The organism is Streptomyces albidochromogenes, from assembly GCF_005981925.1.
Taxonomy (GTDB): domain Bacteria; phylum Actinomycetota; class Actinomycetes; order Streptomycetales; family Streptomycetaceae; genus Streptomyces; species Streptomyces albidochromogenes.
Genome location: NZ_VBVX01000549.1, coordinates 1 through 2,101, shown reverse-complemented (window position 1 = coordinate 2,101; position 2,101 = coordinate 1). Strand labels below are relative to the sequence as shown.

General features: G+C 72.2%; 2 protein-coding genes. One reads left to right on the top strand and one right to left on the bottom strand.

Annotated features, from left to right (window positions below; translation table 11 throughout):
• Window positions 1-1,516: metallophosphoesterase family protein (locus tag E2E34_RS33720; RefSeq protein ID WP_138905628.1), on the bottom strand; the 1,516-nt coding region annotated here is incomplete at its 3' end.
• A gap of 87 nt (window positions 1,517-1,603) precedes the next feature.
• Between E2E34_RS33720 and E2E34_RS33715 the strand changes: the two genes are divergently transcribed.
• Entirely contained in the window at window positions 1,604-1,966 is a 363-nt protein-coding gene (locus E2E34_RS33715; protein WP_189716198.1) for a metallopeptidase family protein, read from the top strand.
• Window positions 1,967-2,101: the final 135 nt, after the last annotated feature.

The window sequence follows — 2,101 nt, the reverse complement described above, 5'->3', positions numbered from 1 at the left end:
GGGGTTGGAGATGTGTATAAGAGCCAGGCCTGTTCTCGGCCGGCAGGTGGCGGCTGACCTCGGCGGTCGTCAGGCCCAGGCCCCCCAGCGTGACCTCGTCCCACGCCTGCAGCCGCTTGGTCGAACGGTCCAGATAGAGCACCGACGTACGGACCTTCTCGGGCTCGTCGTTCTGGAGCGCGCGCAGGCCGCCGCCGCCCGTCGAACCCTCGATCTTGAGGCGGGTGCCGTGCTCGAGCACCTGCGTCCTGCGGTTGTGCACATGCCCCGCCAGCACGAGCGGGACCGTGCCGTCCGTCTCGCGCGCCGCGACCGGGTTGTGCGCCACCGCGATGTCGACCGGCGTACCGGCCCGCCGCTGGTCGCGCAGCGCCGAGGCGAGACGAATCCCCGCCATGCGCTCGGCCGGATCGCCCTGCGCCTCGACCGAGCGGTCCGGGGTGAACTGCGGATCGCCGGTGCCGGCCACCCGGATGCCCGCCACGGTGACCGCCCGGCCCTCGTCGAGGACGTGGACGTTCTTCAGCCGTTCGAGGTAGTCCTGGGTGGCGAGCGAGTCGTGGTTGCCGCGGACCCAGACGTACGGCGCCCCCAGGTCGGAGATCGGGTCCAGGAAGCCGTTCTCGGCGGCGGTGCCGTGGTCCATGGTGTCGCCGGAGTCGATGATCAGGTCGATGTCGTACTGCTCGACGAGCGAGCCGATGATGTGCCACGACGCCGGGTTGAGGTGGATGTCCGAGACGTGCAGGACGCGCATCGTCGCCGGGTCCGGCTGGTAGGTGGGGAGCGTCGAGGTGGCGTCGTACAGCTTCGTCACGTTGGTGACCAGGCGCGCCAGCTCCTTCTGGTAGACGTCGAACTCGCTGACGATGCTGCGCGCGTTGCCGACGACCGAGGGCGCGGAGGACAGCAGGCCGGAGAACTTCGGCTCCAGGACGGACTTCGGGTTCCAGGTGGCGTACGCGCTGACGGCCGACGCGGTCAGCAGGGCGAGCGCGAGGCCGCCCGCCGCGAGGGCGCGGCGCGGGCGGCGGTAGACGGCGAGGCCGAGCGCGGTGGCGCCGGACACGACGGCGACGCAGGAGCGTACGGCCAGTTCCGTCGTGCCGTCGGCGACGTCCTGGGTGATCTCTTCCTGGAGGCCCGAGAGGCGCTCGGGGTGTTCGACGAGGGCCTGGGAGCGGGCCGGGTCGAGCTGGTCGACGTCCACGTCGAGGCGCAGGGGCGCGGTGTGGGTGTCCAGTTCCAGGGCGCCCAGCGGCGAGACGTTGATCTTCGTGCCGCCGGCGGCGGACGCGCGGAGCGTCATGGTCGTGTCCATCGGACCGACCGGAGTACGGACACTGCCGACGATCAGCAGCCCGAGCCACGCGCCGCACAGGACCACGGCGGCGAGGCCCAGCGCCCGCGCGTAGGGATGGGGGGTCTGGACCAGGGTGCTGGTGGGGGCGGTGTGACGGGAGCGGTAGTGGTGTCGCAGGCGGGTCAGCGTGGCACGAAAGGAAGCGCGGGCCATTGGTCCCGTATGCCCAAGCGGGCGGGGCCCCATGCCCGTCGGAGCCCGTCCCCACCCTGTCGCGCGGAATTACGTGACAATGGCCGGGTGCTGGAGATGACGCGCGAGGAGTTCGAGGAACTGGTGGCCGAGGCGCTGGACAGGATCCCGCCGGAGCTGACGCGGTTGATGGACAACGTCGCCGTGTTCGTGGAGGACGAACCGCCGGCGGACCATCCCGACCACGGCCCCGATCTGCTCGGGCTGTACGAGGGGACCCCGCTGACGGACCGCGGCGAGTGGTACGCGGGCGTGCTGCCGGACCGGATCACGATCTACCGGGGGCCGACCCTGCGGATGTGCGAGTCCCGGGAGGACGTCGTCGCCGAGACGGAGATCACCGTCGTGCACGAGGTGGCGCACCACTTCGGCATCGACGACGAGAGGCTGCACGCGCTGGGGTACGGGTGAGCGAGCCGGCCGGCCCCGGTGACGCGGTCGACCCCGATGTCGACCTGCGCGTGCCCGCGCAGCGCGCCGAGACCACCGGGCGCGGCGGGTGGCGGGTGCCGGTGGCGGTCGCGGCGGGCGGCGTGCTGGGGGCGC